3 protein-coding genes are annotated in these 4,251 nt (G+C 77.3%); all 3 read right to left on the bottom strand.

Going from position 1 to position 4,251, the window contains the following annotated elements:
• Window positions 1–1,442, bottom strand: a 1,442-nt coding sequence (locus tag ACW0Q9_RS29470; RefSeq protein WP_456186871.1) for an HAD-IIIA family hydrolase, incomplete at its 3' end; no start/stop codon positions are given.
• Window positions 1,435–2,472, bottom strand: coding sequence for a glycosyltransferase family 2 protein (locus ACW0Q9_RS29465; RefSeq protein ID WP_456186869.1), 1,038 nt, complete (start codon window positions 2,470–2,472; stop codon window positions 1,435–1,437). The genes ACW0Q9_RS29470 and ACW0Q9_RS29465, both read right to left, overlap by 8 nt.
• Complete coding sequence (locus ACW0Q9_RS29460; RefSeq protein WP_456186867.1) at window positions 2,469–4,121, bottom strand: carbamoyltransferase family protein; 1,653 nt, start codon at window positions 4,119–4,121, stop codon at window positions 2,469–2,471. Before ACW0Q9_RS29460 ends, ACW0Q9_RS29465 begins: the two co-directional genes overlap by 4 nt.
• Between the last annotated feature and the right edge of the window lie 130 nt (window positions 4,122–4,251).

Genomic DNA, 4,251 nt, shown 5'->3' with positions numbered 1-4,251 from the left:
GGGTGCCCGGCGACCGGGCAGCGGGCCGCCCGGGTGTCCCGGCAGGCCGCCCCGGCGTCGCCGAGCCGCACGGTGGGCACCCGGTAGGGCCCCCACTGCCCGAACGGGACGGTCGGGGCGAAGAGGCTGACCACCGGGGTGCCGACGGCGGCGGCGAGGTGGGCCGGCCCGGTGTTGCCGACCACCAGGCAGCGGGCCCCGGCGACGATCCGGGCGAGCCCGGCCAGGTCGGTGGCCCCGCCGATGTCGGTGCCGCCGGCGGCGGCGACCCGGGCGGTCAGCTCCCGTTCCCCGGGCCCGCCGGTGACCAGCACCCGGTGCCCGTCGGCCGCCAGGGCGGCCACGATGTCGGCGCAGCGCTCGGGCGGGCAGGCCCGGGCCGGCACCGACGAGCCGGGGTGCACCACCAGGTAGCCGCCGGCGGGCAGGTCGACGGTGGGCGCGGGCAGGTCGGCGCGGAGCCGCAGCACCGGCTCGTCGTCGGCCGGCAGGGCGAAACCGGCCGCGGCGGCCAGGGAGAGCGCCCGCTCCGGCTCGGGCACCCCGACCGGCACCCGGTGTCGGACGTCCAGCAGGGACCCGGGGTAGTCGTCGCTGATGGCGCTGATCCGGGGCACGCCGGCCATCCGCAGCAGCAGGGCGAGGGGGAGCGGCGACTGGTGGAATGAGGTGAAGACGACCGCCTCGTCGGCCCCCATGGCGGCCAGCCGGGCGGTGAGCCGGCGCATGTCCCCGGGGTCGACCGGCCCGGGGGAGCCGTCGATCCAGGGCAGCCGCCACTCGATGATCTCGTCGACGCCGGGCAGCAGCTCGGCCGCCGCCCGGCCGCGTGGCCCGCAGAGCAGCACCACCCGTTCCGCCCCGGCCGCGACCGCGCGGATCCCGGGCCCGGTGACCAGCACGTCGCCGGCCGAGTCGCTGCGCACCGCCAGCACCGTGCCGGCCCGGCCGGTCCGCGGCACCACCGGCCGTACCGCCCGGCCGCGGCGCAGGATCTCGTCCACCGCGGCCGGCAGGTCCCGGGCGACGGCCGGCGCCACCGGGATCCTGGTGCCCAGCGCCCGCGCGGCCTCGTGCACCAGCCCGGGGGCGGGCTTGCGGCAGGCGCAGCCGTCGGTGTCGTCGTGCGGGCAGATCGCCCAGTGGTCGAAGGGGCCGAGCAGCTCCTCGATCCGGGCGTGCACGGCGTGCATCTGGGCCTCGGTGAAGTAGCCGCGGGCCAGTCCGGACTGGTTGGTCACCACGGCGAGCCGGAGCCCGGCGGCGCGCAGCCGGTCCAGCGCCTCGCGGGCGCCGGGCAGCGGCCGGACCTTCTCCGGGTCGCCGTTGTAGGGCACGTCCTCGACCAGCGTGCCGTCCCGGTCGAGCAGCACCGCGTCGTGGAGGGCGGGACCGGGCGGATTCATGCCGGACCAGTTGCCCTGGGACAAGGAACTAAACATGACGCGCCGCCGGTCGGTCCGCGGTGACCACCGCTCCGGTGGGCACGGCGCGGGCGCGCCACCAGCCGCGTACCCAGTGGACGACCGCGAGCGGCGGGATGAGCGCGCTGGTCACCAGCATGGTGGCGACCTCGTCGGGGGTGCGCGGGCCGGGCGCGACGCGGGCCCGGGCGAACTCGGCGGTGCCGGCCGCCCAGCCGGACGCCGCCAGGCCGCCGAGCACGCCGAGCGCCGGCCGGGCCCGGCCGGACCGCGGGGAAGCGGCGCGCAGCGCCGTGGCGGCCAGCGCCACCGCGCCCGCCGCGGCGACCGCCACGTGCCGGGGGCGGCGTCCCGGGGGCAGGTCCAGGTCGGCCCGCCACGTGCGGCCGTAGAGCCGGCGCAGCAGCGCGTCGTCGGCGTTGCCGCGCTGGGTGCGCAGGCTGACCCAGCGGCCCTCCGGGCGTACCGGATGCGTCACCCGGCGGTGGCCGCGGACCAGCTCCCAACCGGCGCGCCGGACCCGGTGGGCCAGTTCGGCGTCCTCCCGGTAGGCGCGGGGGAAGCGCTCGTCGAACCCGCCGACGGCGGCCAGGGCCGCCCGGCGGTACGCCATGTCCGCGGTGATCCACCGGCCCTCGGCCAGGCCGGCGGTGCCGCGCTCCCAGTCGGTGGGGCGCCGGTGCGCGGGCAGCGGCACGTCCACCACGCCCTGCACGCCGCCGACGGCACCGGCCACCGCGAGGTCCTCGCGCAGCCGCCGGGCCCAGTCCGGCGCCGGCACCACGTCGTCGTCGAGGAAGACCACCCACTCGCCCCGGGCGGCGCGCCAGCCGAGATTGCGGGCCGCCGCCGGGCCCGCGCCGCGCCCGGTCAGCACCTTCGTGTACGCCGCCAGCGCCCCCGGCACCGCCAGTTCCCCGGTGTCGTCGCGCCGGTCGTCGACCAGCAGCAGTTCGGCCCCGGCCAGCCCGCCGAGCTGCCGGGCGAGGGTGTCCAGCAGGGTGGCCAGGCTCGGCCGCCCCAGGGTGGGCACCACCACGCTGATCACCGGGCGCCGCCCAGCGCCTCGCGGTGCACCGCGAACGGGCCGAGCGCGAGCAGGTCCACCGGCGCCGAGCCGAACAGCTCCATGGCCTCGCGCGGGGTGTCCACCATGGGCCGCCCGGCGGTGTTCAGCGAGGTGTTCACCACCACCGGCAGCCCGCTGCGCCGCTCGAACTCGGCCAGCAGCTCGGCCACCACCGGCTCGCTCTCCGGGTGCACGGTCTGCACCCGGGCGGTGCCGTCGACGTGGGTGACCGCGGGGATCCGGTCCCGCCACTCCGGCTTCACCCGGTGCACGAAGAGCATGTACGGGCTGGGGTAGACCCCCTCGAAGATCTCCGCGAAGCGCTCCGCCCGGACCATCGGGGCGATCGGCCGGAACTGCTCCCGCCCCTTCACGTCGTTCATCCGGCGGGTGGTGTCCGGGTCGCCGGGGTGGGCCAGCAGCGACCGGTGGCCCAGCGCCCGCGGGCCGTACTCGCTGCGCCCCTGGTACCAGGCGACGATGCCGTTGTCGGCGAGCACCCGGGCGGCCTCGGCGGCGATCGACGCCGGCCGGGTGTACGGCAGCGCCGCCCGGCGCAGCTCCGCCTCCAGCTCCTCGTCCGACCAGCCCCGGCCCAGGTCCGCGCCGGCCATCGGGGTGCAGCGGTCGCCCAGCTCACCGGCCACGTGCAACGCGGCGCCGAGGGCGGTGCCCGAGTCGCCGGCCGCCGGTTGCACCCAGACGTCCCGGTACGGCCCCTCGGCCGCGATCCGCGCGTTGGCCACGCAGTTCAGCGCCACCCCGCCGGCCATGGCCAGGGTGGTGGCCCCGCCGGACGCCTCGTACAGCCAGCGGGACAGGTCGAGGAGGACCTCCTCCAGCCGGGCCTGCACGCTGGACGCCAGGTCGGCGTGCTCCTCGGCCGGCTCGCCGCCGGCGGCGACCGCCTTGGCCATGCTCGTCCAGTCGATCCGCTCGACCTGGAAACCGCCGTCGTCGGTGACCCGCACCAGCTCGCGGAGCAGGCCCAGGTGCTTCGGCCGGCCGTAGGAGGCCAGCGCCATCACCTTGTACTCGTCGCTGGAGTGCAGGAAGCCGAGGTGCCGGGTGAGGTCCTCGTAGAGCAGGCCGAGCGAGTGGGGGAGCTGCTGGGAGTGCAGGGGGGACAGCCGTCCGTCGCGGTAGACGCCGGCCAGGTGGCTGGCCACCTCGCCGCGGCCGTCGAGCACCAGCACCGCGGTGTCGTCGCCGGCCGGCGGGGCGGCCAGGCCGGCGGAGGCGGCGTGCGCCACGTGGTGCGGCACGAACCGCACCTTGTCCGGGTCGAGCCCGGGCAGGGCGGCGGCGAGGAACTGCGGGGCGCGCCGGGCGTAGTCGACCCGCAGCCAGTCCCAGGGGTCGCTGAGGCCCAGCTCGGCGGCGTCGCGGCAGAGGCCGGGGTCGAAGGAGTACGCCACCGCGTCGAGGCTGTCCACGTCGATCCCGGCGCTGCTCAGGCACCACGCGGCGGAGAGCTCGGGCAGTTCCCAGGCGGCGAAGGGGACCGGGCGCTTGCCGTGCTTGCGGCGGCTGAACCGCTCCTCTTCGGCGGCGGCCACCACCCGGCCGTCGACCACCAGGGCGGCCGCCGGGTCGTGGAAGATCGCGTTGATTCCAAGGACGCGCATGAGTGGTCCCTACCCTGGCGACCACGACCTAACCTCTAGATCATCGACTTCTCCGGGAGCTGAACGTCCGCTGTGGAGATTCTGATTCGGGACCAAAGCCCCTGGTCGGCGCGGCGAGAAGCGGCGAAGC

The organism is Micromonospora sp. I033, assembly GCF_053890995.1.
Note: the sequence above shows the minus strand (reverse complement) of the source record. Positions and strands in the feature narration are given on the sequence as shown.

Excerpts from the sequence above, each read along its gene's own strand:
- ACW0Q9_RS29460 (WP_456186867.1), bottom strand. The coding sequence starts at position 4,121 with ATGCGCGTCCTTGGAATCAACGCGATCTTCCACGACCCGGCGGCCGCC.